Origin of the sequence: Rossellomorea oryzaecorticis, assembly GCF_038405515.1 — a bacterium.
In the GTDB taxonomy this organism is placed as follows: Bacteria; Bacillota; Bacilli; order Bacillales; family Bacillaceae_B; genus Rossellomorea; species Rossellomorea oryzaecorticis_A.
The window spans coordinates 15,191-40,957 of the sequence record NZ_JBBYAF010000009.1; the positions used below are offsets into that span (position 1 = coordinate 15,191).

Genomic DNA, 25,767 nt, shown 5'->3' on the forward strand with positions numbered 1-25,767 from the left:
CCTCCAAAGTCTGTTTCTCCTGCGATTCAGTTCAACAACTGGTTAACTGAGGCTAAGCCAAATTTAAATCGCTTTTCTTAGCCCTGAATTTACCCTCTGTTAGCATTCATCCACTTAACCGCATACTCAACCATTTGCCTCATCGGCATTAAGTAGCTTCTTGCCTCACCAACTTTTCCTTCAATTACATAGTTTGTTTCTCTATGAAAGTCAGCAAATATGTTGTCAAAATCATCTGAGTCATTGTTGATGTCTTGATACGTTGTCCATATTTCTTTACCATGTAATTCAACTTTTACATCCCATATTTTTTCTTTGATGAAACTATTTTCTTGCCTGTATTCCGCTAGGTGCAAGGAAGTATTTGAATCAGCCGGCGCACCAAGCAGCAGTATAAATCCATTTAATTCGTACATTTTACCTAAGGGGGAATATTCATTTAACGCAAAGTTCATATCATGATTTTCTGTTATGTATTCAGCATTTTTTCCCCATGCAGAAAAGGATGTGTGAGGGTGGGAACTCCGGTGCACCCCATTTTGCTTCCTGAACGTTTCAGGTATAAAGCCCATATAGCAGGCAGGCGTCAAATCCGGGTGGTAAATCGGCATGTGATCTCTTATTATACGAATCTCTTCATCTGTATAACCGCTTCCATAAACTGTCGGATCACAAAGCTGCTCGGTCTGTGTGGGCATGACAATGTTTCCACCTGCTCCGACAACTTCCTCTAAAGCTAAGATGACAGAAACAGGACCTCCAATCACTCTTCCTATTGATTTTAAGGAAGAATGCACAATTACAGTCATTCCTTTTGTCACACCTAGTTTCACCAGATCATCCGTTATATGATTTTTCGTTATTAAGTTCCTTTGTTTCATGACCTCTCTCCTTATGATTAGAAATCCGTACCCTTTAACGATACCCATTATCCATTAATTTCTAATTCCCCACAACACTTATTCCCATTAAATGGACCTTTAAAGGAAAACAAACACTCAAGAAATCCCCAATAACGATAAAAAAGAAAAGCTGGAGATCAGTATTGTCCTGAACTCCAGCTTTTCTCATTCATCCCTTCAAATAAAGATACAAAATAAGAAAAACAATCAACCCCATCAGTAAGATCGGGCCAAGCCCCATACTGTAGACGATGTAAACTTTTGCGTAGAAGATGAAACGAATGACATGAATGATCAATAAGAAAACCAAAATGAAGATGGAAATATTCACAAGTGAACTCCGCTTATTCCGATACAAAGAATCAGCCCCAATCCAGAGCTTTAATAACGAGGCAAGTGCAATAATTGAACTTGTACTATGAGTCTTTTTATATACATATTCACTTTAGCTCTTATCATTCATGAAAATCCCCCGCTTGATTTTGAAGGGATACGAAAAAGCTGAAAGTATTCTCCGTTTTTAGAGTATATTGGTCATCATCTTTTACAACTCATCGAAATTGAAGAATTCGTTTACCCTTTGGAATGACTATTATTTGGACACTCCCTTTTTGCACGATCGTTCATCTGTTCACTTTTGCAAAAATACCTCATACAAATTCTGCACACTGAAACCCCTTTCATAACTTTTAAATAGCCTATATACTAGATTTATAAGATGATCATCTAATTAATATCAATATAAATTTGCAAATATCACCCAGATGAAATAAAGCAAGGGGGATCCTCATGGTACTGGATAAAAGACGTGCACACTTATTATCCATCATTCAACATTCGACTGAACCAATCCCGACAAAAGATTTGGTTGCCAAGACGAATTTGTCTCAACGGACCATTTATTACGACCTCGATCAAATTAATGATTGGTTAAGGACCCAGCAGTTAGAACCAATTGAAAGCAAGCATGGAAAGGGTTTGTTTTTGCCTTCTTCATCGAAATCGAAGTTGATGGTTTATAAGGATCACAGTTTTGAAGATTGGCATTATCAATTATCGAAGAAGGAACGCGAAGTCCTGATTAAAGCCAAGATATTATTAGAAGAACAAGATGCATCGATGCAAAGCTTTATGGATTTAACGAGCATGAGCCGAGGCACGATCGCCAAGGTGATCAAAGTGATCAGGCGGGAGTTCAACGAAGCTGGTTTGGAATTGTATTACAAGAAAGGAACAGGCTACCGGCTGCGTGGTCCGGAGGATGCAAAAAGAACGTTGCTTTCGAATATTCTCGCAACCATCTTCTCTCAACCGGATTGGCAGAACGTCCGGAATGAAGTCTATAAGATGATCCATCCGGAAGCTGCCACTTGGTCACATGAAACCGATCAAAGACGCGTGGTAAGGGAAATTCTTATTGAAGCGGAAAAAGAATTAGGTTTGACGCTGACAGATGAAATGGTAGAGATCCTGTCCCTGCAGATCTTGATGATCATGAAACGAATAGAGCTGCAAGAGTATATTCTGGTTCCAGAAGCGGAAAAGCAGGTCCTGGAGCAAACAGAAGCATACAAGGCAGCTTTGCATATCACGAATAAACTTGAAAAGGTAAAGGAAGTCTCTTTCCCTGATGATGAAGTTTGCTTCATTACCATGAACCTGTTGGGGTCAAAGGTCCAGCACGATAACTTTAACCGTTACACGGAACAGGAATTATCAGGGCTGAAGGAAGTCGTTCAACAAATGATTGATGATTTTCAAATTTACTCATGTGTGGTGTTTGATGACAAAAATGGACTGGAAGAAAATCTGATTTCCCACATTAAACCGACGTACTATCGGCTTAAGTACGGGCTGCATATCGCGAATGATCTGGCTGACAGCATTCAAAAGACCTATCCGGACATCTTTCATTTGACTAAACGGGTGATGAGGCACTTGGAACTGTATGTCGGGAAGACCGTACCGGATGAAGAAGCAGCCTACATTACCCTGCACTTCGGAGGATGGCTGACAAAAGAAAAAAAGAAGGTAGAGACGAAGTTCAAAGCCTTGATTGTTTGTGAAAATGGAATCGGTACTTCCAATATGCTCCTCACTCAATTAGAAAACTTGATTGCCGGGCTGAATGTCATCACCACGATTTCCATGAGGGAATATCGAAATACTGATTACCCGGCAGACGTCATTTTTTCCACCAATTATATCAAGGAAAAGGACATTCCCGTTGTCCATGTTCCTGCCATCTTGACCAATCTCGAAAAGGAACGGGTCATAAAACGGATGAATGAGCTATTTGACTCGAAGCCACCGGAACAGAATATGACCGATCACCTCATGGATGTGATAAAACGCCATGCGACGATCCATCAAGAGGACGATCTAAAAAATGAGTTGGTCCGCTTATTAGAACAAAATACTCCCCAAACAAAGGAGCTCAGAAAGCCTATGCTCAATGAATTATTGACAGAACAAACGATACAGCTCAAAGACCAGGTAGAGAGTTGGGAGGAAGCAATAAAGGTAGCTGGTCAGCCGTTGATCGACCAGCAATCGATTCGGCCGGAATACGTCGAGGCCATGATTTCGAACGTGAAGGAGTTGGGCCCTTACATTGTCATCGCTCCAAGGATCGCAATCCCCCATGCACGTCCGGAGACTGGTGTCGAACAACTGGGGATGAGTTTCTTGCGGCTCAAAGAACCCGTCTTTTTCTCGGATAAAGAAAAACATCGTGCTCAGCTGATCATCGTGCTGGCGGCGATTGATAATCAAACCCACTTGAAAGCATTGGCACAGCTCACAGAACTGTTATCCAATGAAGACAATGTGGAGCAGTTAATCTCAGCAAGCGATCAGAAAACCGTCATTGAATTAATCAACCAAACAATAGAAGTTTAAATTTGAGGAGGAAAAATAGATGAAAAAAGTATTAGTTGTATGCGGAAATGGATTAGGCAGCAGCATGATTGTAGAAATGAATGTCAAAGCAGCCCTTAAGGAAATGGGTAAAGAAGCGGACGTGTCCCACACAGACCTGGCTACAGCCAAGACGGAACAGGCGGATCTCTTCATAGGTTCAGAGGATATTGTAGAAAGCCTGGAAGATGGCCGTAAACATGTGGTGAAATTGAAGAACTTAATGGATAAGAACGAACTCCGTGAAGCGTTAGAACAAAATATGTAGTCCACTATAAAACGAAGGAGCGATACAAATGGTAGATATTATAATGAAGGATATCTTAGGAACTCCTGCAATCCTTGTCGGTCTTTTCGCCTTAATCGGACTCCTTGTCCAGCGCAAAAATTCAGGGGATGTCGTTTCCGGAACCCTTAAAACAGTGATGGGCTTCGTTATACTTGGAGCTGGGGCGAATGTACTCGTCCAGTCGCTGGGACAATTCAGCAGCATGTTCAATAAAGCCTTCGAAGTTGACGGAGTGATCCCGAACAATGAAGCGGTTGTGGCCCTGGCGCAGGAGAGCTTTGGTACAGAGACAGCGATGATCATGCTGTTCGGTATGATTGTCAACATTCTCATTGCACGATTCAGTCCTTTTAAATATATCTTTTTAACCGGACATCATACCATGTTCATGGCCTGTTTAATTGCTGTCATCTTAACCACTGGAGGATTTTCCGGTCTATCATTGATCATTCTTGGTTCGATTATTCTCGGGGCATTGATGGTCCTTTCACCGGCGATGCTCCAGCCTTTCACACGCAAGGTCACTGGATCGGACGACTTTGCCGTCGGCCACTTCGGATCAATTGGTTATTTGGTTTCCGCCGTAGTTGGTAAGGCTGTAGGTAAAGGCTCCAAATCGACAGAGGAAATCAAAGTTCCTAAATCACTCGGCTTTCTCAGAGACACATCCGTTTCGGTATCGCTGACGATGGTCATCCTGTTCTTTATCGTTGCAGGTGCAGCAGGTCCCGCCTTTGTTGAAGGAGAATTAAGCGGCGGGCAGAACTTCCTTGTCTTTGCCTTTATGCAGGGAATCACATTCGCGGTCGGTGTTTATATCATTTTGGCTGGGGTACGCATGCTCCTTGGTGAAATTGTTCCTGCCTTCAAAGGAATTGCGGATAAAATCGTTCCGAATGCTAAGCCGGCACTTGATTGCCCAGCCATTTTCCCATTCGCAGGAAACGCCGTCATTATCGGTTTCTTGTTCAGTTTCATCGCCGGTCTTGTCAGCATGCTATTTTTACCTCTATTAGGATTGAAAGTAATCGTTCCGGGACTTGTTCCTCACTTCTTCACAGGTGCAGCTGCAGGAGTCTTCGGTAACGCAACAGGCGGCCGAAGAGGGGCCGTCATTGGCTCGATGGCAAATGGTGTGATGATCAGCTTCCTCCCAGCCCTCTTGCTACCGGTTTTAGGCTCACTAGGATTCCAGGGAACAACATTTGGAGATGCAGACTTCGGGTTGGTCGGAATTGTGCTCGGTAACCTCATAAAAATTGTTGAATCTAATATTATTGTTTTCTCAACGATCATTATCATCTTAGCTATCTTGTTTTTCATCAGCTTCAAATCAAAAGCAAATGATCACAAAAACGAAACAGAAGCAGCATAGCCCATATCAAACACTCGCTTCCCCCTCTTAGGAAGTGAGTGTTTAAACTTCCTGTTTACAAAGATATCTCCAATAGGTCTTTGAATTTCCTTTTGCTCATCTTATATCCAATAAATGGTCTAGTAAAAATCACAAAGAAAATAGCAGGTCTGATTCAGTTAGGAATCAGCCTGCTATTTTTGTCTGTAGGGAGAAGTTCCCCGCCTTAATTTTGTTCGAGCCAATGCCCCGTCTTACCCGATATTCCTATACTCCTCTGCCATTTTCCCGCTCTTTTGCTGGCTAAAGGCGCTGATTGCGACGACGATGATGAGGTTGCAGATCAGGCCGAGAATGCCGGCGTGGATGTCGAATGGCGTGATTTCTGCGACGAGCTGGTAGTAGTAGTTGACGAATGTACCGACAATGAGGCCGGTGATGACGGCCGGGCCGGTTATTTTTTTCGAATAAAGGGCCCCGTAGACGCCAGGGGCGAATTGGACGATCGATCCGTATGCCCCCAGCAGGAGGGCGATGAGTCCCTGGCCGCCGAAGACGGTGATGACATATGCAAGTCCTCCGACCAGGAAGACGCCTGCTCTCATGAGGAACAACGTCGTTTTATCCGGAAGGTCCGGTTTCATGTTCTTGATGACGCCGTCTGTGAATTCGAGTGATGCACTGTGCGTGATGGCATCGGCTGTCGACATTGCTGCCGCCAACGCCCCGGCACCGACGAGTCCGTACACCCAGCCTGGCAAACTGAGGACTGTGGTGATCAAGTACGGAAGGATTTCATCCGGTGCACCGATATCGGACGGGTTGACCACATTGACAGCAGAAAAACCGACGAACAAAAGCGGAATCAAAAACAGGGCAAATACTGGATAAACCAGTACTGTCTTCTTAATCGTGCGAGCATTGGACGCGTACGATTTTGAAAACAGATGCGGCCACATCAAGAATCCGATCAGCGACACAAGGATCGTTGTCGTATAGGCCGTACCTGACATCGTCGAGCCTTCATTCCCGATCTCAAGGAATTGAGGGTTGTCCCGGACGAGATTGGTGAACATTCCCCCGACGCTTCCATGCATCTGGTTGACGATGGCGAGACCGACTACCCATGAGATGATGATCATAAGGAGTCCCTGGAAGACGTCCGACCATGCTGCTGCCCGGAGTCCGCCTGTTGCAACATACACGACGACGATCCCATACGCGAGCAGTGCACCAAGCCAGAGCGGGATCCGTCCCTCCGTCATGATATTAAATATGTACGCCATCCCTTTCATCTGAGTGGCAAGGTATTGAATCGAGGCAAGCAGCGCGATGACTCCGACCAGGATTGGCAGCGTTTTGCCGCCATATCGCTTCTTCATGAAGCCTGCCACGGTGTAAATATTAAACTTTCGGCCGATTTTCCCAATCTTAGGTCCGATGATATACCAAGGGAGAATCGCAAATGCGGTATAAGTCAAAATATAAAGTGCAGGAGCGCCTTTTGAATACGCCCAACCGGGAGCACCGAGGAATGAAAAGGCACTGAACACGGCCCCGCCCATCAGGAACCACATCACAACCAGGCCGAGCCCTCCGCCGGCAACCGTAAACTCATCCAGTGAATTTTTGTCATGCCCCCTGCCCGCCATCACACCCACGATGAGAGCAATCACCAGGTAGCCGATCATCATAATCATTGCAATCTGCCAATCTGCCATTAGTTTACCTCCCTTTCATCTTTGTCGGGATCAATTCGATAGAGCCCAAGGACAATCAGAAAGGTAATGATAATCCATAAAATCACCCAGAACACCGAGAATGGCATGCCCAACACGACTGGCGTTGCTCTGTTCCCTAATGAAAACAAGGGGAAAATCAATAGCAAGAATGGAATACCCAGGGAAATGCAATACAATTTCGTAAATCGGCTTTTACTCATTTGACGCCCTCCTTTTTTGCTGCATATTCGATCTTTCCATCTAAAATGGTGAGCTCTACTTTTAACTCTCGCAAACTATCAAGTTCACACGTCAGAATCGAATCATTCAAGACGACCAGGTCTGCCAATTTCCCAGGTTCGATGCTGCCTTTTAAGTGTTCTTCGAAACTAGCATATGCCCCGGTCCATGTGTAGGCCTTAATTGCTTCCTGGACGGTGATCCTCTGTCCGGCACCGATGATGTTACCTGAATTGCTTTTCCTGGTGACTGCCGAATAGATGCCTTGTATCGGGTCGGCTGACGTGATGGGGCTGTCAGACCCCATAGCAAAAGGGACACCGTTTTCCGAAAAGCTCCTCAATGGAAACATGACGTCCACCCGATCGCCATAGTCTCTCACATATCCATCACCGAATTCATAGATGAAGGCTGGATTCGGAATAGAGATGATATTCAGGTCTTTCATTTTCTGCATAAGATCTGGAGGGGTCATGCCCGAATGTTCAATCCGGTGGCGATGATTTTCCCTCGGATCGCGTTGAAGTGCAGCCCGGATGGCTTCAATCATCATTCCAACCGCTTCGTCTCCAATTGCGTGCGCCGTTATCTGCCAGCCTGCTCCATGCGCGCTTCCAAGGGATTCATTCAATTCTTCTTGATTCAGATAAAGAATACCGGAATCTTCCGGATCGCTTTTATACGGCTCCCTTGTCTTCGCAGTGGGACCGCTGCTGCTTCCATCGATGAAGACCTTAGCAGGGCCGATTTTCATCCATTCATCTCCGAGGCCTGTCGCGATGCCGCTTGCAAGACCTTTTTTGACCATTCCGGGAGAGTCATGCAGCGATCCGTACAAGGCAAAGATCCTTTGTTTAATCCGTTTTGCCGAGACGGCTTTTTGAAGGAAACGAATATGATCCGGACCGTAGCCTCCAGCATCATGGACACTCGTAATCCCTTTTGCCAAATAATCTTCTGAAGCAAGTGAGAGCCCATGCTGCACCTCATCCTCTGAATAATTCGCAAACAGAAACATTTGCATATGGGCAGATTCCAAAAGAAGTCCGGTCAGCTCACCGTCCTCCCGCACATATTTTCCTCCTGAAGGGTCTTCCGCTTGCGGGTCGATCCCTGCTAGCTCAAGCGCTTTACTATTCACGCAGGAAATATGACCACACGTCCTGACGACGATGATCGGATGCTCGGTGGACACTGAATCGAGATCCCATCGGCTCAGATGCCTGCCTTCTTCATAATGATTCTGGTTATAGCCCCACCCTCTAATCCACCTCCCTGGAGGCGTCGATTTCGCTTTCTCCTTCAATTTCGCGAGAAGTTCCTTAATACTCCCCGCTTCCTTTCCGTTCACCCCGAGCTTGTTCGTCCCGTAGAGCTCGAGATGGGCATGCGCATCGTTGAACCCGGGCAGGATGCTCCTCCCATCCAAATTGATGATGGCTGACTCTTCACTCTTCAATGCAAGAATTTCTTCATTCGTTCCGACTGCGATAATCTTATTATCCTTGATGGCCACCGCTTCACTTACGGAAAATTCGGAATCAACAGTGACAACTTCCCCATTTATTAAGAGCATTGTCGCGCTCACATCAACACCTCCTGGTTTATTTCGATTTCGAGCCAAGGGGTAAGGTCACGATTGGCTGATTCGCACGGCCGTTCTATAAAGAAGCTGAACCCCTTTTTCGATGTCCTCCATCTCAGCGAACTCGAGCGGATTATGGCTGATCCCTTTTTCGCAGCGGACGAATATCATCCCGTAATCACTTATATAAGACATGATCAGTGCGTCATGAAATGGACCGCTCATCAAGGTGGGAGAATCGAATCCGAGCTTCCCGTCTTCCTCTTTCATGATATCCTTGATCCAATCCGCGCAGTATCGCGGCTCGCTGCGCGTGTCCTCTTTGATTTCTACCTTCAGCTTGTATTCCGCGGTCGACTCTTCAATGATTTTATACAATTTTTCTTCAAGCCGTGTGCGTGCTTCGAGGTCGATATCGCGCAGATCAACCGTGAACTCCACTTTTTCTGCAATGATGTTCCTGGAGTTCGGGAATACCTGCATGCTGCCGACCGTCCCAACTGTCGTTTCGGTCCCTTCCCTTTTCACGAGATCATCGAATCTACGGATGATATCGGATGCACCGAGAAGGGCGTCCTGTCTCATCTGCATCGGCACCGATCCTGCGTGACCGGCGAACCCTTCAAGCGTGACTGTCAGCCAGATCGGACCCGAGATGCCGGAGACGATTCCGACAGGCTTCTTCTTCTGCTCGAGGACCGGTCCCTGTTCGATATGCAGTTCCAGAAACGCGGCTATATCTCCTTTTTGATAAACAGGGCTCGGAGACATGTCAGAGTCGACACCGAATTCTTTCAGAGCTTCCCTTCTCGTCACTCCTTGTTTATCCTGGCGTTCAAGTTCGCCTTCCTCCAGCATCCCGGCGAGTCCCCTGACCCCGAAGATCCCCTTATTGAACCGGCAGCCTTCTTCATCGGAGAAGCAGATCACTTCGATCGTGCGCGTTGGATTGACACCATTCTCCTTCATGCTGTGGACGACTTCGATCGCTCCGAGTGCTCCGGCCGTCCCATCGAAACGTCCGCCATAAGGCTGGGAGTCGATATGAGAGCCGAGAATGAGGATGGGCTGGTCTGGCTGTGAGCCTTCGATTCTTCCAATCAAGTTCCCGAATCCATCGATTTTTGTGGTCAAGCCGGCTTCTTCCATCCAGCGTTTTACGACTTCGACTGCCTTCCGGTCTTCCTTCGAATGAGCCAGTCGGCAGACGCCGGTCTCTCCGATTTTCCCTATCTCGGCAAGTTCCTCGAGATGCTGCTTTAATCGTTCTCCCTTGATTGACATCGTGTGAATCCCCCTTTTGTTTTATTGAACAGGTTGATGTTTTTTGTGTAAGAAGTCTTGATGGCTGATAAAGTGGTTGCGAGGATGCTTTTAATGGTATGTGGGTACTTGAGGTTGGTGTAGTGGTTACGAAAGATACCGGCTGCACCCTTTGAATTGATTTATCCTTAAGTTTATTTTGAAAAAGCGTATTATTCATTAGACATTCTGTCTCCGAAATTGTAAATAACCCTTACAGAATGTAAAAATGATAGAATATTCGGAAAATAACAAGCGTAGTTCATTTAACTTTTAACTCTCGCCACCCCATTCTTTGTTTTAAAGACTTTCCCCTCGCCTTGATAGGTTCTAGACAAGAGCGAAATAATCCTGCCCATTTGTCGAAAATGGAACAATTGACTCAAAACCACGCGGGTTTTAGGGAATAAGGTTCCCTCATTCAGACAAGGTTTTTTGATTTTTCTCTGACCGACCCTAGCTCTAAAAGAATGATTCTTTAAAGACAGCTTTATATTAAATTCATGTATAAGGTGAAAAAATGCGGGTGAACATTTTCGTTTATGGTAAAATTAGGATAAAGCATTTTTCATAGGAGGGGGATGAATAGTGAGTAAAAAGAAATTGACGGTCCTTTCTTCATTAGCTGCATTATTACTGATTGGATTTACGGTTTACAAAATAAACGAAGAGAAACCGAAAATTTCCCAAGCGTATTTCACTGAGTTAACAGAGGAGTTGCGTGCAAAAGGCGTTAATGTTGGTTCTATTTCGTACCTGCCGGAAAATAATGAGATTTCTGTGCAGATAGCAGAGGACGATGAAAGTATAATGAAAGATACAAAACAATACGTAGAAGCTGAATTAGAGAAAAAAGAGTTGGATGAGGTTCTCGTTTCTGTGGACAACTTTGATTTTGAAAAATCGTATCATCAAAGCAAGTGGCTTTCTGCTTCTTCTGAAATTGATGAACAGTTGAAAAAAGAAAGCGATGAGTATACTGGGGTTGCAGTTGATTTTCACCCAAATCCCATAAAATATATCTTGAAATCTTCTTTTACCAAGTCAAACTACGACGGGGCTGAACTGGAACGGTGGATACGACTGACCAATGATATTATTGAATCCAATGATTTGCCCAATCTACTAAAAGAAGGCGAATCTTATAAAATCAGAATCAGAGGTAAAGATAAGAAGATTCTTCTGAGTAACTCCTTTGAAATGAAACCATGGGTAAAGGATATTACCATTCGATTTTGGAATCAGGCGGAAGATGAGCATATTGAAGATCGGGAAGCTATTAACTCATTTGTAAGTGCCTCTCACACTGTTGAAAAACTAGATAAAGTGATTAAAACAGAACCGCTATTGCGCTATGAATACACCAATGAAGATAGAAAGATGAAGTCCTATCACTTATGGCTATCCAAGGATAACAAAGGATATATCCAAAGCCTTTTACCTGGTGAAGACACGGATACCTATAAATTGAGCGGGCCATCCTCAGCGGTATTGAAGAGCGTTCTTCACGGGATAAACGAAAAACTTGAATTGCCAGTGAAAATTGAATTTGAATAGGCAGAGGAATGATGAGGAAAATACCCCCCCGTTAAAAGTGGAATAGCACTCATCTTTTATTTCAGGTGAGTGTTTTTTACAGCTAATGAGTAGAACATTTGCTTCTTCACGCTGGCAACCCGTACACTTGTAATAGATAGTAATTTTGAAAGGATGGGTCATGATGGCACAATCGATCAAAGGAAAAATCGCTTATATTACGGGTGCTGGCCGAGGGATAGGGAAAGCAACTGCACTGGAGTTTGCGCGTGAAGGCGTCCATGTCGGTTTAATCGCCCGGACAGAGAGCGCATTGGAGATGGTAGCGGAGGAAGCGGAGTCACTTGGGGTGAAAGCCAGTGTTGCAGCTGCAGACATTTCGGATATGGAGCAGGTGGAATCGGCGATTTCCCGTTTGCAGGACGAACTGGGTCCGGCGGATATCCTGATCAATAATGCAGGGATCGGAACTTACGGCAAGTTCCTTGAAATCGATCCCGAAAACTGGAAGAGAACGTTTGAGGTGAATGTGTTCGGGACCTATCATGTGACCCGGGCCGTACTTCCACAACTTATAGAAAAGAACCGCGGGGACATCATCAATATTTCTTCGAGCAGCGGCTTGAAGGGCACTGCGAACAGTACCGCTTACAGCGGATCGAAGTTTGCTGTACAGGGCATGACGGAAGCCCTCATGCAGGAAGTCCGCAAGCACAACATCCGAGTGATGACACTGAATCCAAGCCTGGTCGCAACAGATTTGACCTTCGGGGACAAGCTGGATGAAGCGGACAAGGAGAAATATATGCAGCCTGAGGATCTTGCGGAACAGATGGTGGCTCAGTTGAAGCTGCATCCAAGGATATTCATCAAACAGTCGCTGCAGTGGGCAACGAATCCGTTTTAAAATCAGGGATAGAGAAACGACTCGTTCATAATGAACGAGTCGTTTTTTATAGTCATTGAACGCTTGAAGGATTTTTATTAATGTATTTATCCCTTAACAAATTATCTCAAAATACGAGTAAGTCCTTCATCCACTGAATGTGATTTGCTGCGGTTGATCGTTTCAAAAAACAACACTTTCAATCTATCAGCGGCTATCAATAACGTTTCCTCGCTGATTTGATTTGGATAGGTTTGAAGATACTTCCTTACGAACTCCGGATCCAGTGTTTCATACGCCTTGAACTGATGAAGTTTCTTGTTTTCAAGCAGGGCTTGGAGCCGAAGTGTACTATCCCTCATCGTCTCAAGCATTTTTAAGGCGTAGATAAGGTTCTGACGCTTCAGTTCTGTTTGGAATTTCCTCATGCTGTAAATGAAATCGAAAGCCACGTCTTCGCTGAAGTCATATTTCTTTCGTTCAAAATGCTTATGGGCAGCCTCCATCTTCTCTATAATCTTCCCTGTCTTATCCACGACGACTTTCCATAAAGGCGACTTGACACTTAATAATTCCCTGGAAAGAATCGATACATTGAATTCGAGACCGTTCTCCAGGATGGCGATGATAAGATAGATATGTTCTCTTAGCTTCAATTCCTTTATGTAGACAGTCCCAATTTCCCGGAAATACTGATGCAGGAATGACCTGGCCTTTTCCACATCGGCAATGCCTGCAGCGGCCACCATTAAATCGATATCCGATCGTTCATCTTTGTATCCTGCAACCCCTGAGCCTATATGGACGACCCCTTCAATTAAATGCGAAGACTCTAATCGGCTGATGATTCTTGTAAAATACTGTTCTCTTTCTTTTGCAGTATACATGTTCTCCCCCTATCTCTATTTACTTTTTACCTATCCAAACAATCCGCCAAAACCCGTTCCAATAAGGACCACCAATAATACAGAAGTGATGGTGAAGAGATAATCGTTTTTATGGTTAAATCTTTTTTAATTGGGGGCGGGGTTCTTTTCCAAAATAAAATTCACTAACTCATCCTTGTCAGCGAGAAATTTCTCTACCTCCGCTAAGTGATAAAAAGTACTTGTTTCAGAAAAGTCATTCACTTCTCCACGGGGTGAATGAAGAATGATTCTCTTATTCAGGCCGAGTGCGATCCCTAATTCAATATGGCTGCCTTTTCCTGCGGGCAGGAGCACGATGACCACATCCGATTTCATGACAGCCTCTTTTTCCTTCTGCCCGATTTCTTTCAGTTCATCAAATGACGCAGCCCGATCATGTTTGGTCCAGTCATACGTTTGATTGTGACCCGCCGCTTTCAGCTGTTCACTGATGTAACGGACATTATCGATGTTTTTAAAGCTTGATGCTATGTAGAAATTCATTATGTCACCGCTTCCTTGTTGATATATTGCCTATAATTATATACCAATTATTTCAAAAATTGGTGAATTCCTGAATGTTTTTTGGTCAGAAAAATAGAAAGACAGAGTAACTTTCCCTGTCCTCCTACAGTTCGATTCCTTTGTTTTGCGTAAAATCATCGGCAGATCTTATTTTTTTATACTGACCACTTCCTCTAGAGATGACCTTCGTGACTCTTTTCTTCACTAGGATTTTGTTTTTTGGGAAAGTTCTTATCACTATCTGTCCTCAACAAGTTAAACCGTTAATGAAGTCTTGGAACGGTCATAAAAAGGAAGATATCCTTTCTCACTTAAGTCTTATTCCCTGTCTATCGTCAATCCTTCCACATATTTTCTCCCCATCAGTTTTTCTTTCTTCCGATTTTCTTTGCTTTCAAAGATGATATCGAAGTCATAGTCTTCAGGGTACAGTTCGGCTGCTGATATATAGAGGGATAGGCGTTTATGCGTGATTAAACGCTTCTCTTCTCTAACCTGCACAGTGAACCGACCCATGTCGTCCGGCCCCTCGTAGATGATGCCCAATTCTCCTTCTGGTGAAATTTTCACATTATCCCCTTTTGAGAATTGCGGCACTGTTGGTTTGGTTTGTGCCTGTTTACTGTGATCCCTTTTTTTATGTTTGCTTACGATGACCTGCTTCTCCATCTCTTTCTTGGCATGAAAGTCCTGTTCTTCTATAGAGTAGGTTTTTGATTCCCGATAAGTGATTCCATGAGCTTTTTCTATGATGGCCGGATGCATGCCAAGCTTCAAGGCAATGGAGAATGCCTGGCTGTCCCCGCCTTTTCCAACGATGAGCCTGTATGTCGGCTGCAGGGTATCGATGTTAAATTCCATACTGCCATTCATGAATCCCTCATGCTCTTCTGCAAAATGCTTGATTTCACTGTAGTGAGTCGTCGCGAGGAGAGTTGCCCCTTTTTCATAAAGCTGATCGAGGATTGCGGTCGCAAGCCCCATACCTTCCATCGGGTCTGTTCCTGAGCCGAGCTCATCCAGAAGTACCAGCGTCCGGTCGTTTGTATCCTTCAGGATCTCGATGATGTTTTTGACGTGAGAACTGAACGTGCTCAAGTTCTGCTCCAGACTTTGCCCGTCACCGATATCCAGTAGAATCCTTTCAAATATGCTGATTTCACTTCCTTTTTCTGCCGGAATGTGAAGACCGCATTGTGTCATGAGGGTGAGCAGCCCCACCGTCTTGATGGTCACGGTCTTTCCTCCTGTGTTGGGCCCGGTGATGACCAAGGCGTGAAACGTATCTCCCATCTTGATTGTCAGTGGTACAGCTTCGATTCCTAATAACGGATGGACGGCATTTTTCAAATGAATCCTATGACTTTCGTTGACTCTTGCGCTCACTCCATCAATCGAGCGGCTGTATTTGGCTTTTGCAAAAAGGACGTCATAGTGAACCATCGTTTCGATTGCGAGCTTAAGCTGCGGTTGATATGTCTGGACAAGCCCGGTTAATGCCCACAGGATATTTTCAATTTCCTGTTCTTCCTGCAGTTTATACATGAGCAACTGATCCTGCTGGACGCTCAGTTCTTCCGGTTCGATGTAGAGGGTGGAACCGGATGCGGATGAATCCAGGACAGCCCCTTTCACTTTTCCTCTGTATTCCTTTTTGATCGGAAGAACGTACCGGCCGTTCCGCTGGCTGACGATTGCCTCCTGCAAGAATGTTTTGTACTTGGCTGATTTGACGATTGATTGAATTTTATCTTTCAACCTGTCTTTCTGGATGCTCAACTGCTTTCGGATACGCAGCAATTCTTTGCTTGCGTAATCATCTATCCGTCCGTTCCTTATACAGCGGTTGATTTCATCGGCAACTTCGGGTATGTCTTCGATGGAATATACATATGCCGACACCCTTGGTGCTATATATTGCTTGTCGGTCATGAATTTCTTCAACTTTTTACAGGCGTCCAGAAAAAAGTACAGACTGGACAATTGATCAGGCCTTAATGGGACGCCTTTGTTAAGATTGGCAACGATTTTTCCCACACCATCCATGCCGTGAATCGGTACACTGGCACTTTTTTCAAGTATCTGTACTGCTTCTGTCACCTCATCGAGACGCATCTCGATCTGACGTTTGTTCGTTGATGGCATCATGTTCAATATTTCTTTTTTCCCTTCCTCAGTGAGGGCGAAGTTCGTCAATTCTTCTTTCACCCGGTGAAATTCCAATGTTAGAAATGTCTTTTCGTTCAATGTGTTCTCCTCCAATAAATAAAAAAATAGACCACAACAGAACAATGTCCATTGTGGTCTTGATGACTTGTATACAAGGTCCCTTTTATGGCTGCATGGAAATATACGTGTCACTCCACACGCTTTTTTGTACACAAAAAGAGCTGTGCACAAAAGACACAGCTCTCCTTAAGTAAAAGGGGATGTACAGGCTATGACCATTGTTCTTAACTACATTTTGCAGGCACAGCTAAATAAGCGTATCATCCGCCTTTATTTTCAAAAGACGAATGCCGGCAAAATGTCCGTATTCATTTCACGGTTAGTTAAGAACGACACCTAACATATAACATACTCCCTTTATATACAAAGTTATATTTACTCCCTCATTGTATGCCGGCCGCCTGAAAATGTCAACACAGTGGCGGTGGCGGTAACGCGTTAATGCACTCAGGGACGGGCCTTCAGCCCATTAAAGATACCTCTTTCCTTTAGTCACGTATTCTTGCATGATGGATTCCGGGACCAGATCCCCCCCTGTTGCCCATACCAGGTGGGTCGCCCGGCTTAACTGGTCGTCAGTAAGTGACAATGATCCGAGGTGCGCCCGTATTCGGGGCATGGCTGGGCCGATCATACCCGCTAATGCAGATGGCTCCAGAGAAATTGACTCTGATTCATGTAAAAGAGCAAGCATTTTATATAGGTTTTCATCGCTGACCGTGTACACCCCGTTTAGCAGTTCTCGCACCATTTTCCCTGCCAGGGCTGAAGGACGGCCGACGGCTAATCCATCTGCTTCTGTCTTGTTGCTCAAACCTATATCCTGAACTGAAATCGCTTCATGTTTTCCGGAAGCAAGCCCGAGCAGCATACAAGGGGAATTCACCGGTTCAGCAAAATAGCAATGGACATAGTCCCCGAATACATGTTTCAACCCGTAGGTCACTCCGCCGGGTCCGCCGCCGACTCCGCAAGGCAAATAAACGATGAGAGGGTGGTCTTGGTCTACTTTGATGCCTTCTTGTTTCAACTGTTCTTTGAGTCTTAACCCAGCCACAGCATAACCCATGAACAGATCCTTCGAATTTTCATCATCAATGAAAAAACATTTTTCTTCCTTCAAACAGTGCCTTCTTCCTTCCTCGACCGCAAAGGAAAAGTCATTTTCATGTTCAACTACCCCGACACCCTTTTCTCTGAGAAGCTGCTTCTTCCACTCCTTGGCTTCCTGAGACATATGCACCGTCACTTTAAAACCCAGTGCGGCCCCCATCGTGCCGATACTCAATGCAAGGTTGCCGGTTGAACCGACAGCGATGGAGAATTGAGAGAAAAAATCTTTAAACGTGCTGTTTGCTAATTTAGAATAATCGTCCTTTTTCTCTAGCATTCTGTATTTCAATGCCAGTGTTTCAGCCAGCTTCAGCACTTCATAAATACCGCCCCGTGCTTTAATGGAGCCCGCAATCGGCAGCTGATTGTCACACTTCAGCATCAACTTACCTGGTATGGTTGTTTGATAATATCCTTGCATGACCTCATGCATCCTTGGCAGGTATCTAATGGGTGATTCAATGATTCCGTTCGTCTTCCTGGTATCGGGGAACACTTCTTTCAGATATGGAGCAAATCGTAAAAGCCTTTGTTCTGCGTCAATAATGCCCTGCGATTCCACAGGACTGAAAGGTTTTAGCAGGCCGTTCGGCCAAAATGTTTCCTTCTTCCCTTGTAAATCCGAAAGCAGTACAGGGTCTAATTGATATGTATATTTCATTCTCAGATTTCCTCCTTTAACAATGATTCCATTACAGATGATGTATCATACTTCAATGTGGGCATGTGTCTAAATTAAACATGCATTTCCCTTTTCCTACGTTATAAAAATGGAAAGTCCACCTTCCTTTTATAACTGTTTCGTCATATATAGGCTATTGGGATCCTCTTTGTAGTCAGCAAATGGTTTACAATAGGTGAACCCAAAGCTTTCATACAAATTCCTTGCGGGGATAAATGCTGCCATAGATCCTGTTTCGAGGCTCAATCGCTTATAGCCTCTTTCTTCTGCCACTGTAATGATGTGGATGAGGATTTTCTTGGACACGCCTTTTCTGAGATGAGAGGAGGATGTCTTCATAGACTTGATTTCGCCGTGCCCCGCGTCCAATTCTTTAAGCGCTCCGCAGCCGACCAATACTTCTCCTTCCCACGCTCCCCAAAATGTGATGTCCGGCTGCCTCAATCCATCTATATTCAGAGCATGCCTGCTTTCAGGCGGTGAATGCAGAGCCATATTATAAAGATGATCCATAATCAGTTCAGATGCTTCTTTTCCAATTTCTTTATCCTGTTTCATTTCCAACAGAACCACTCCCCTTTTTAGACTGCCACAGACTGTTTACGAAGAGAATTTTACCATAATCACTCTTGCTTCCGGGATAAAAATAAAACCCTTCCATTAAATCAATACATTGGAAGGGTCACAATAAGAATGTTATTCTATTATATTTCCTTCTGCAGGAATTGGCCGCTCTTTTAATAGTCTGGCAAAGTGGAGTAGATTGTATGCCATGATTCTTGCATGCTGTTGGGTGAATTCATTTTCTTTTCCATTTGCTTCAATATAGGAAGCACCAGGACCAGCTTCTCCAACCCAGTAGGTTTCCACATTTGGCGGAATCGTAAATCCGATATGGGACAGCCCATAAAGAATGGAGGCTGAAGCATGTTTAGCCCCATCTTCGTTCCCCGTTACAATAGCCCCGCCGACTTTATTATAATAGAGATACTGTCCTTTTTCGTTTGTCAGGCTGCTCCCGCCATAAAGGCGTTCTATCGCAAGTGTGGCGATGCTGCTTTTTTCACCTAGCCAAAGCGGCGTCCCGATTATGACTATATCAGACTGTTTTACCTTTTCGAAGATCTCCGGCCACTGGTCGTCTTCTCCAGCGTCAGGTGTTACTCCATACGAAATTCTATAATCGGCCAATCGTACAACTTCGGATTCTACTCTTTCTTTCTCAAAAATATCAATGACCTCGTCCATCAATGCAGCTGTATTAGACTGCTCATTCCCGCTTTTCAGCGAACAGTTCAGAAATAATGCTCTGATCATCTCTCCCATCCTTTCTAAATGGCCTTCTTCTTACCTGATACCCATTAGAATAAGCAGTAAACTATGAGAGCTTTTCCGAAAAATACTTCTTCTTAGATGAAACCAAATTCATCTGAATACCGTATCTAATACTAAAGTTAATTCACCCTGGAGGGGAAAATATGGGCATCCTGATAGGAATACAATTATTTGTTATCGCGTTATTCTTACTACTGGGCTGGGCGATCCGGGTTAAAAAGATGTATGGATTGATTTCCGGATTTTCAGACAGACGGGAGGAAGAAAAAGAATATCTAATCAAGAACGGGTATCCGCAAAAGATTGGTTCATTACTGATTTTGACCGCAGCCGGAATGCTTTTCCTGCTCCCTCTTGCCTTCACTTCCTTCACCTACACGATGGAAGTGCAATTCGGTTTCATGATGATTTTTCTGATGGGCGGAATGATTTATTTATCCCGCTATGAAGTCCCTGGTAAAAGAAAGCGAAGCTACTGGACCAGTTCCCTCCTAATGCTCGTTGTGTTTGGTATGATCGGGGGCTCACCTTTGCCGGCTATCAAAAAAATGAGTTGATTGTTGCCAAAGATTCTTTTGAGATTACCGGCATGTACGGGGATAAGTGGAAAATAGAAGACATTGAAGAAGTTACATTGCTCGATGAAATGCCGGAAGTCACGTGGAAAATCAACGGATACGGACTTTCAACGACGGCAAAGGGTGTTTTTAAGGTGAAAGAGTACGGAAGAAGCCTATTGTTCATAAAAAAGGAGTCACCATATATTTATATAAAAGTCGGGGACCAACATGTGTTCATTAATGGCGGCTCGCCTGAGGAAACAAAGGAATGGTATGAAGAATTAGCAGGTTAACCCCATCAAATCAGCTTAATTCAAGTCCTTACACCTTTAGAGCCCCTTAATTTTGGACACCATTATCATTATTTGAGATAGTTATATATAGATTCGAAAACTAATCAAAGGGGATTCCCGGCATGATACCTGCTCTGCTCATTCTATGTGTAATAATCACGGCAGTCTATTTACTTCTGAAATGTCACCCTGCTTTTGGGCAGAAGCCATCTAAAAGCAAAGTCCAAACTTCATCACAGTACTTCAACAGATCATTTAAGAATCCCATGCCCACTTCTATGAATACAGATTGGAAGTCTTCCTTCACCATGATTCGGGATCTGTTCAAGAAAGATGCAAACCGAAAGCCAAAGCATCCACTCCCGATCACAGACTTCCCTGCACTGAATCATCCTTATAATAAAACGAACATCACGTGGTTTGGACATTCTGCCTGTATGATCGAGATTGACGGCAAACACCTCTTCCTTGATCCCATGTTTGGGAATGACCCGTCCCCTTTCCCGTTTTTGGGAAACAGGAGATTCAGTCAAAAATTACCCTTTTCATTGGAAGCTCTGCCAAAAATCGATGCCGTTATTCTTTCTCACGATCATTACGACCATCTTGATTACGGAACGATTAATAAACTGCGGGAACGGGTCCAACAATTCTTTGTTCCAATTGGAGTGGGAAGCCACCTTGAGCACTGGGGCATTGACCCTGACAAGATCGTAGAACTTGACTGGTGGGAGGAATACGAATTTCACGGTGTTAGCTTGACCGCTGCACCAGCAAGGCATTTCTCCGGAAGAAGTGTTCATGACCGAAACAGCACCTTGTGGTGTTCATGGGTCATACAGGGGAAGGAGTCAAGTATATTTTTCAGTGGTGACAGCGGGTATGGACCTCATTTCAAAGAGATTGGAGAACGTTATGGTCCATTCGATCTTTCCCTGATGGAATGCGGACAATATGATTCGAGATGGGCATCTATACACATGCTCCCCGAGGAAACCGTTCAAGCTCATATTGATGTAAAAAGCACTCTCTTGCTGCCGATTCATTGGGGCGCTTTCACCCTGTCCTTTCATGAATGGACGGATCCTGTTAAGCGTGTGACGAAGGCTGCTGAGAAAGAAGGCGTCAGGATTGTTACACCGATGATTGGGGAAACCGTATTCGTTCATGAGGGTCCGTTCCCTGCACTAAAGTGGTGGGAGGAAGGACCGGAGAGATAGAAGATTTCCCCAACGGAATGTTACCAATAGGCCTCAATGTAAGTTCAACTATTGGAAAAGACCCCTCCTCAATTGAGGAGGGGTCTTTTCATGTTTATTTTCAGGAAATTTATTTAACACCTGGCAGCGAACCTTTCTCTTCGTCCCGCTTCGTAAGTGAGAAAAATGCAGCGGCACCAAGAAACGAAGTCGAAAATAACACGGCGCCCATGGGAACTGCGGTAGTTTCGTCTATGCCTACAAGCGGTGCGACGAGAGAACCGACTACTAGCGGGAGCATGCCTAGCATGGCGCTCGCACTCCCCGCTCGGTGGCCTTGTTTTTCCATAGCAAGAGTAAAGGTGCTTGTCAGAATCATGCCCATTGATGTCATGTAAATAAAAATAGGAATCACGAGCGTTGCAAGCGGTCCTTGTATGATGGTCGCAATCAACAGGACAGAAGTGGCGAATACAGCTGTGATCACGGCGATTCGGAGCAGGTTTCTCTCGGGGATGATATCGCTGAATCGTCCAATCATGATACTTCCCGAAATGATTGCCAGCCCATTGATGCCGAATAGGATGCTGAAGGCCTGAGGCGATACATCGTATATCCCCTGGTACACAAACGGAGTACCTGCTACATAGGCGAAGCTTCCTCCGTGGATGAGTCCGATTGTAAGCACATAGCCGACAAATGAACGATCCGTCAACAAGCTTCCCATCGTCCTTAGTGAAGCACCGATCGAACTCGGGATCCTTTTTTCAGGCGGAAGGGTTTCCTTCAACTTCATAGCGATGGTCAACACAATCACTAAACCTACTAATCCAAGAAAATAGAAAATGGTATGCCATGAAGCAAACGGGAGCAGCAGGATAGCCCCGCCTGTAATCGGAGCGACCATCGGTGCAGTGGCATTGATCACCATCAGCAAGGCGAAGAACTTCGTCAGCTCCCTCCCGCTGAACACATCACGCACCACAGCACGGGACAGGACGATCCCCGCTGCAGCAGTGAAGCCCTGGATGAAACGGGCTGCGATCAGCATCAAGATATTCGGTGCAAGCGCACAAAGAATCGAAGATAACGCAAATAGAAAAATTGAGATTAATAGAGGCTTCCTTCTCCCCTTTGCATCACTGATCGGCCCTATGACAATCTGCCCGACTGCAAGACCAATCAAACAGGCAGTCAAACTTAGCTGCACCATGGAAGCACTGGCGTTTAAGTCAGCAGCTATCCCTGGAAAACTTGGCAGATACATATCGATGTTAAGAGGACCGAGGATCCCAAGCATCCCAAGGAGAAACGCGAGCCCGATCCGTTCTTTACCGGTTGGTTGTTGGTTCATGAAATAAACACCTTTCTGACGATCGCTTTGAGTCGTAATAAATCTTTGTTGATTTTAGCAAAGCAATGAGGTGTTTACAATGTATTTGTCTTGGCGGCAGGAACGAAGACCCGTCCCAGCAGTCGTTAACGCGTTAAAGCATGCTGGGACGGGCCTTTTGAACGGAATTACATATTTGCTAAATTTCACGCAAGTGTATTTCTTTTTCTTCTATAAAAGGGGTCGGTTCACCGACACTGAAGAGCTGCAGTTCATGCATTGCCCTTGTGCAGGCAGTGTAAAATAAACGGCGTAAGCTTTCATCTCCGTATTGACGGGAGGATGCATCATAAATGATGACTGCATCGAACTCAATTCCTTTAGCTAAATAAGACGGGATGACGACCACACCCTGTTCGTATTCAAGTGAACCGGCTTTTATCTTATTGAGGTCCCTTATTGCATGCAGCCCAGTAAAAGCAGATTCACTTTCAGCTGCGGATTTGCATATGATCGCGATTGAATGGTACCCACTTTTCAGGAGTTCATCTACCTTCAATCGTATATGACCATGAAGTTCATGATGATTTTTCACTTTGGTCAACGTCGGCTTTTCACCTTCGCGGTCAAAAGCTGTAATCCTATATCCGTCAGGGACCAGTCCCCTCGTAAATTCGATGATCGGCCTGGTCGACCTGTAGCTCTGGGTCAACTTGATCGTATCGGTTTCTTCCTGTCCGTACAGATCCGTCAATGTGCTAAAATCCACATGTTCCCTGGCATGGGCAAAAATTGCTTGATTAAAATCGCCTAGCACCGTCATTTTGGCGGAGGGAAACAGCCTCTTCAGAAATTCGAATTGAAAAGGAGAGTAATCCTGCGCCTCGTCAATGAGCACATGCTTGATCGAAGTGTTTGTCTGAAAACCGAGAATCAATTCCTTCAATAGCAAAAATGGAGTAGCATCTTCATAAAACAGTTTTCCTTCGGAAAGCATGCTCACTGTGGAATGGCAAATATCCTCCCATTCCTTGGGGGGTGAACCGTTCATTAAGGAATCGATTGTCTCCGGATCTGCAAAAAGTTGATGATAAATCCCTTTTATATCGACATAAAGAAGCCTCTCGATCTTGTTACGCAGCCGTTTGAACCGCTTGCGTACAATCATCTTGGAGAGCGCCTCGTGCTCACCATCATAATCATCAAACAAGTCTTCTTTGGTCCCTTTATTATTCTGTAAATGCTTATAAACCTTCTGGTAGTCCTCTTTACTCAACAGTTCGATTTTTTCATCCACCCATGGCTTTTTCCGTTCACGCTTCTCAGCTTTATCAAGTTCTCCATTCAACCACTCTGTCAGCTTCTCAATTCTATTATAGAATTTGATGGAAGGATCGTACGAATAAAATTGTTCTTTGACCTGTTCTGGTGTAACAATCGATTCCCCTCTGAATTTGACGCCTTTAAACTTCATTCCGGAGAATTCAAGAGACTGCCTATACGATTTGACCGATTCAAAGAATCGGGTAGATGCCTTAAATCGGATGGCTGCCGTCCTCGTCGTGTACGAAGGGGCAGTTGTTTCATTCAATACATATTCTAATTGTTCATAAGGCCCTTCTACCTGAAATTCCGAGCTTAATCGATGGTTCAAATATTCCTGGAAAGTCACCTGCTCCATGTTTTCTTCACCTAGTTCAGGGAGCACATTGGACACGTAGCTGTTGAACATGGCATTGGGAGAAAACAGGATGATTTGATCAGCGTTCAGACTGCTTCTGTATTTGTAAAGCAAGTATGCAATCCGCTGAAGGGCAGCCGAAGTCTTGCCGCTCCCTGCTGCACCCTGAACGATGAGCAGGCGGCCTTTATCATGCCTGATAATCTGATTTTGTCTCCGTTGTATGGTGGCGACTATGCTGTGCATATAGTTGTCGGTTCTCTTCCCGAGTACCTGCTGCAGAATCTCATCCCCGATGGTCAGGCTTGTATCGAACATGGAATCAATACTCCCATCCTTAATGATGTACTGCCACTTTTTCACTAATTTACCTTTGATTAAGCCGCCGGGTGTTTCATATTCAGCGGGACCAGGCGCATAGTCATAATACACACTTGAAATCGGTGCCCGCCAATCATAAATGAGAAAATCTTCCCCTGTTTTGTCTGTCAGCGTTGCAATACCGATATACACCTTTTCTGCAGTCGATTCACCGTCTTCAAGAAAATTAATCCGCCCGAAATACGGTTTTTCTTTCATTCTGCGCAGTGAGGCCAGCTTTTTTACAGCCTGTTGGTGTGTGCCCTGACTAACAGTCAGCACTTGTGCCTGCTGTCTCAAACTCAGTACTGTCTCAAGAAAATCGTCGAACGTATCCGTGTTGACCTTTACCTCATCCCAAAAGTTTTTGCGGATTTCAACGACTTCTTCTTGACGCCGTCCGGTTTCATTTTCTAGACTTCCTATTTGCTCTTTAATGGTCTCAATGACTCGATCCACACGTTCTTGCTCATGGCGAATTTCAGGCTTCATTCAAGCACTCCTTTTGTTAGTCAAAATTTCGGGGTTGACACAGTTATCAATCATGTTGTAAAATTAAAATTGAGGAAGTTTGTACTTATTTACTATTTTAAAGTGTTTCTGTTTTATTTTATTACAACCTACACTTATAATCAAGAGTTAATTTACGACTGCCTGACGTATGGATGTGCTTACGCCAGGCAGTTTTTTTGTGTCTGGTAAACACGACAGGCTTGATATTCTGGGATCCGTTCACTATTAAAGGCCCGTCCCAGCCTGCGTTAACGTATTAACGCAGGCTGGGACGGGCCTTTAAAAATGGGGTTTCTATCAAA

Annotated in this window: 23 protein-coding genes; 9 read left to right on the forward strand and 14 right to left on the reverse strand. The window is 44.6% G+C overall.

The annotated features are described in order from the left end of the window. Positions 1-89: 89 nt before the first annotated feature. Together AAEO50_RS06385 and AAEO50_RS06390 are read right to left on the reverse strand one after the other, a co-directional pair. The gene (locus AAEO50_RS06385) at positions 90-881 is read right to left on the reverse strand and encodes an AAC(3) family N-acetyltransferase (RefSeq protein WP_341981660.1); all 792 of its coding nucleotides are present in this window, start codon (positions 879-881) and stop codon (positions 90-92) included. Between the two features lie 190 nt (positions 882-1,071). Then, on the reverse strand, positions 1,072-1,233 hold the full coding sequence (locus AAEO50_RS06390; RefSeq protein WP_341981661.1) for a hypothetical protein: 162 nt from the start codon (positions 1,231-1,233) through the stop codon (positions 1,072-1,074). Between the two features lie 458 nt (positions 1,234-1,691). Here AAEO50_RS06390 and AAEO50_RS06395 point away from each other — a divergent pair, with 458 nt between their 5' ends. Genes AAEO50_RS06395 through AAEO50_RS06405 form a run of 3 tightly spaced genes read left to right on the forward strand, consistent with a single transcriptional unit; the run spans position 1,692 to position 5,485 of the window. Then, on the forward strand, positions 1,692-3,803 hold the full coding sequence (locus AAEO50_RS06395; RefSeq protein ID WP_341981662.1) for a BglG family transcription antiterminator: 2,112 nt from the start codon (positions 1,692-1,694) through the stop codon (positions 3,801-3,803). A 19-nt stretch (positions 3,804-3,822) separates the two neighbouring features. After that, positions 3,823-4,089 carry a PTS sugar transporter subunit IIB gene (locus AAEO50_RS06400; RefSeq protein WP_341981663.1) on the forward strand — a complete coding sequence of 89 codons (267 nt, stop codon included), beginning with the start codon at positions 3,823-3,825 and terminating at the stop codon, positions 4,087-4,089. Positions 4,090-4,117: 28 nt separating this feature from the next. Beyond that, the gene (locus AAEO50_RS06405; protein ID WP_341981664.1) at positions 4,118-5,485 is read left to right on the forward strand and encodes a PTS ascorbate transporter subunit IIC; all 1,368 of its coding nucleotides are present in this window, start codon (positions 4,118-4,120) and stop codon (positions 5,483-5,485) included. Between the two features lie 233 nt (positions 5,486-5,718). Here AAEO50_RS06405 and AAEO50_RS06410 read toward each other — a convergent pair whose 3' ends face one another. The 4 genes from AAEO50_RS06410 to AAEO50_RS06425 are packed head-to-tail and all read right to left on the reverse strand — an operon-like array spanning position 5,719 to position 10,294. Continuing rightward, the gene (locus tag AAEO50_RS06410) at positions 5,719-7,185 is read right to left on the reverse strand and encodes a sodium:solute symporter family protein (protein WP_341981665.1); all 1,467 of its coding nucleotides are present in this window, start codon (positions 7,183-7,185) and stop codon (positions 5,719-5,721) included. Then, positions 7,185-7,406: a DUF3311 domain-containing protein gene (locus tag AAEO50_RS06415; protein WP_341981666.1), complete on the reverse strand. Its 222-nt coding sequence runs from the start codon at positions 7,404-7,406 to the stop codon at positions 7,185-7,187. Before AAEO50_RS06415 ends, AAEO50_RS06410 begins: the two co-directional genes overlap by 1 nt. After that, complete coding sequence (locus AAEO50_RS06420; protein WP_341981667.1) at positions 7,403-9,013, reverse strand: amidohydrolase; 1,611 nt, start codon at positions 9,011-9,013, stop codon at positions 7,403-7,405. Before AAEO50_RS06420 ends, AAEO50_RS06415 begins: the two co-directional genes overlap by 4 nt. 45 nt (positions 9,014-9,058) lie before the next feature. Next, the gene (locus tag AAEO50_RS06425; RefSeq protein ID WP_341981668.1) at positions 9,059-10,294 is read right to left on the reverse strand and encodes a M20 family metallo-hydrolase; all 1,236 of its coding nucleotides are present in this window, start codon (positions 10,292-10,294) and stop codon (positions 9,059-9,061) included. A 606-nt stretch (positions 10,295-10,900) separates the two neighbouring features. Between AAEO50_RS06425 and AAEO50_RS06430 the strand changes: the two genes are divergently transcribed. Then, a complete protein-coding gene (locus AAEO50_RS06430) occupies positions 10,901-11,869 on the forward strand; it encodes a hypothetical protein (protein WP_341981669.1) in 969 nt (322 codons plus the stop codon). 163 nt (positions 11,870-12,032) lie between these two features. Then, on the forward strand, positions 12,033-12,755 hold the full coding sequence (locus tag AAEO50_RS06435; RefSeq protein ID WP_341981671.1) for a 3-ketoacyl-ACP reductase: 723 nt from the start codon (positions 12,033-12,035) through the stop codon (positions 12,753-12,755). Positions 12,756-12,856: 101 nt separating this feature from the next. Here AAEO50_RS06435 and AAEO50_RS06440 read toward each other — a convergent pair whose 3' ends face one another. From AAEO50_RS06440 to AAEO50_RS06450, 3 genes are all read right to left on the reverse strand, one after another. After that, positions 12,857-13,621: a hypothetical protein gene (locus tag AAEO50_RS06440; RefSeq protein ID WP_341981673.1), complete on the reverse strand. Its 765-nt coding sequence runs from the start codon at positions 13,619-13,621 to the stop codon at positions 12,857-12,859. Positions 13,622-13,747: 126 nt separating this feature from the next. Then, positions 13,748-14,146 carry a group-specific protein gene (locus AAEO50_RS06445; RefSeq protein WP_341981675.1) on the reverse strand — a complete coding sequence of 133 codons (399 nt, stop codon included), beginning with the start codon at positions 14,144-14,146 and terminating at the stop codon, positions 13,748-13,750. Between the two features lie 339 nt (positions 14,147-14,485). Next, positions 14,486-16,414 (reverse strand): endonuclease MutS2, encoded by a 1,929-nt coding sequence (locus AAEO50_RS06450; protein ID WP_341981677.1) that lies wholly within the window; start codon positions 16,412-16,414, stop codon positions 14,486-14,488. 193 nt (positions 16,415-16,607) lie between these two features. Here AAEO50_RS06450 and AAEO50_RS06455 point away from each other — a divergent pair, with 193 nt between their 5' ends. Next, positions 16,608-16,736 (forward strand): hypothetical protein, encoded by a 129-nt coding sequence (locus AAEO50_RS06455; RefSeq protein WP_341981679.1) that lies wholly within the window; start codon positions 16,608-16,610, stop codon positions 16,734-16,736. A 129-nt stretch (positions 16,737-16,865) separates the two neighbouring features. On the opposite strand, the gene AAEO50_RS06460 is transcribed toward AAEO50_RS06455, so the two are convergent. From AAEO50_RS06460 to AAEO50_RS06470, 3 genes are all read right to left on the reverse strand, one after another. After that, complete coding sequence (locus AAEO50_RS06460) at positions 16,866-18,170, reverse strand: D-serine ammonia-lyase (protein ID WP_341981683.1); 1,305 nt, start codon at positions 18,168-18,170, stop codon at positions 16,866-16,868. Positions 18,171-18,299: 129 nt separating this feature from the next. Beyond that, positions 18,300-18,749 (reverse strand): GNAT family N-acetyltransferase, encoded by a 450-nt coding sequence (locus AAEO50_RS06465; RefSeq protein ID WP_341981825.1) that lies wholly within the window; start codon positions 18,747-18,749, stop codon positions 18,300-18,302. 138 nt (positions 18,750-18,887) lie between these two features. Next, complete coding sequence (locus AAEO50_RS06470; protein WP_341981685.1) at positions 18,888-19,508, reverse strand: flavodoxin family protein; 621 nt, start codon at positions 19,506-19,508, stop codon at positions 18,888-18,890. Positions 19,509-19,669: 161 nt separating this feature from the next. Between AAEO50_RS06470 and AAEO50_RS06475 the strand changes: the two genes are divergently transcribed. The 3 genes from AAEO50_RS06475 (at position 19,670) to AAEO50_RS06485 (ending at position 21,599) form a co-directional block, all read left to right on the forward strand. After that, positions 19,670-20,083 (forward strand): DUF3784 domain-containing protein, encoded by a 414-nt coding sequence (locus AAEO50_RS06475; protein WP_341981687.1) that lies wholly within the window; start codon positions 19,670-19,672, stop codon positions 20,081-20,083. Continuing rightward, positions 20,080-20,379, forward strand: coding sequence for a PH domain-containing protein (locus tag AAEO50_RS06480; RefSeq protein ID WP_341981689.1), 300 nt, complete (start codon positions 20,080-20,082; stop codon positions 20,377-20,379). The genes AAEO50_RS06475 and AAEO50_RS06480 overlap by 4 nt, the downstream gene beginning before the upstream one ends. A 278-nt stretch (positions 20,380-20,657) precedes the next feature. Further along, positions 20,658-21,599, forward strand: coding sequence for an MBL fold metallo-hydrolase (locus tag AAEO50_RS06485; protein ID WP_341981691.1), 942 nt, complete (start codon positions 20,658-20,660; stop codon positions 21,597-21,599). Positions 21,600-21,708: 109 nt separating this feature from the next. Here the strand turns inward: AAEO50_RS06485 and AAEO50_RS06490 are convergent, their stop codons facing one another. Beyond that, positions 21,709-22,932 (reverse strand): Bcr/CflA family efflux MFS transporter, encoded by a 1,224-nt coding sequence (locus AAEO50_RS06490; protein WP_341981693.1) that lies wholly within the window; start codon positions 22,930-22,932, stop codon positions 21,709-21,711. A gap of 178 nt (positions 22,933-23,110) precedes the next feature. Continuing rightward, positions 23,111-25,444: an RNA polymerase recycling motor HelD gene (helD, locus tag AAEO50_RS06495; RefSeq protein WP_341981695.1), complete on the reverse strand. Its 2,334-nt coding sequence runs from the start codon at positions 25,442-25,444 to the stop codon at positions 23,111-23,113. Between the last annotated feature and the right edge of the window lie 323 nt (positions 25,445-25,767).

Coding starts and splice junctions, on each gene's coding strand:
- AAEO50_RS06385 (WP_341981660.1), bottom strand. CDS start 881: ATGAAACAAAGGAACTTAATAACGAAAAATCATATAACGGATGATCTG.
- AAEO50_RS06395 (WP_341981662.1), top strand. CDS start 1,692: ATGGTACTGGATAAAAGACGTGCACACTTATTATCCATCATTCAACAT.
- AAEO50_RS06400 (WP_341981663.1), top strand. CDS start 3,823: ATGAAAAAAGTATTAGTTGTATGCGGAAATGGATTAGGCAGCAGCATG.
- AAEO50_RS06405 (WP_341981664.1), top strand. CDS start 4,118: ATGGTAGATATTATAATGAAGGATATCTTAGGAACTCCTGCAATCCTT.
- AAEO50_RS06410 (WP_341981665.1), bottom strand. CDS start 7,185: ATGGCAGATTGGCAGATTGCAATGATTATGATGATCGGCTACCTGGTG.
- AAEO50_RS06415 (WP_341981666.1), bottom strand. CDS start 7,406: ATGAGTAAAAGCCGATTTACGAAATTGTATTGCATTTCCCTGGGTATT.
- AAEO50_RS06425 (WP_341981668.1), bottom strand. CDS start 10,294: ATGTCAATCAAGGGAGAACGATTAAAGCAGCATCTCGAGGAACTTGCC.
- AAEO50_RS06435 (WP_341981671.1), top strand. CDS start 12,033: ATGGCACAATCGATCAAAGGAAAAATCGCTTATATTACGGGTGCTGGC.
- AAEO50_RS06440 (WP_341981673.1), bottom strand. CDS start 13,621: ATGTATACTGCAAAAGAAAGAGAACAGTATTTTACAAGAATCATCAGC.
- AAEO50_RS06445 (WP_341981675.1), bottom strand. CDS start 14,146: ATGAATTTCTACATAGCATCAAGCTTTAAAAACATCGATAATGTCCGT.
- AAEO50_RS06455 (WP_341981679.1), top strand. CDS start 16,608: ATGACCATTGTTCTTAACTACATTTTGCAGGCACAGCTAAATAAGCGT.
- AAEO50_RS06460 (WP_341981683.1), bottom strand. CDS start 18,170: ATGAAATATACATATCAATTAGACCCTGTACTGCTTTCGGATTTACAA.
- AAEO50_RS06465 (WP_341981825.1), bottom strand. CDS start 18,749: ATGAAACAGGATAAAGAAATTGGAAAAGAAGCATCTGAACTGATTATG.
- AAEO50_RS06470 (WP_341981685.1), bottom strand. CDS start 19,508: ATGATCAGAGCATTATTTCTGAACTGTTCGCTGAAAAGCGGGAATGAG.
- AAEO50_RS06475 (WP_341981687.1), top strand. CDS start 19,670: ATGGGCATCCTGATAGGAATACAATTATTTGTTATCGCGTTATTCTTA.
- AAEO50_RS06485 (WP_341981691.1), top strand. CDS start 20,658: ATGAATACAGATTGGAAGTCTTCCTTCACCATGATTCGGGATCTGTTC.
- AAEO50_RS06490 (WP_341981693.1), bottom strand. CDS start 22,932: ATGAACCAACAACCAACCGGTAAAGAACGGATCGGGCTCGCGTTTCTC.
- helD (WP_341981695.1), bottom strand. CDS start 25,444: ATGAAGCCTGAAATTCGCCATGAGCAAGAACGTGTGGATCGAGTCATT.